The sequence below is a fragment of the Cobetia sp. SIMBA_158 genome (genome assembly GCF_046566945.1).
Taxonomy (GTDB): domain Bacteria; phylum Pseudomonadota; class Gammaproteobacteria; order Pseudomonadales; family Halomonadaceae; genus Cobetia; species Cobetia amphilecti.
In genome coordinates this window covers 1-353 of record NZ_JAWJYL010000127.1, presented here as the reverse complement: position 1 = coordinate 353, position 353 = coordinate 1, and the positions used below count along the sequence as shown (strand labels likewise).

The 353-nt window shown below is 36.8% G+C and carries 1 protein-coding gene; it reads left to right on the top strand.

The window, feature by feature from the left end; all coding sequences use genetic code 11:
• Positions 1–353: response regulator (locus tag R2R70_RS19275; RefSeq protein WP_410978790.1), on the top strand; the 353-nt coding region annotated here is incomplete at both ends.

The window sequence follows — 353 nt, the reverse complement described above, 5'->3', positions numbered from 1 at the left end:
AACAATTGCAAACGATGGGCTAGACGCTATAGATAAAGTATCGGCTCAACATTTTGATATTGTATTTATGGATATACAAATGCCCCATATGGACGGCCTTGAAGCCACTAAACAACTAAGAGCTAAAGGCTACAATATGCCTATTATTGCTTTAAGTGCTGCTGTAGAGCCCAGAGATAGAAAAGCAGCCGCTGATGCAGGTATGGATGACTTTTTGGTTAAACCCATTGTATTTGACGCGCTTTACGAAAGCTTAGATAAAAACCTAAAAAGTAGAGATAATTTGCAAACAATAAATTTAGTAAAAGCAAAGCAAAACGTTGATAACAATGAAACCTTACTCATGACATTGC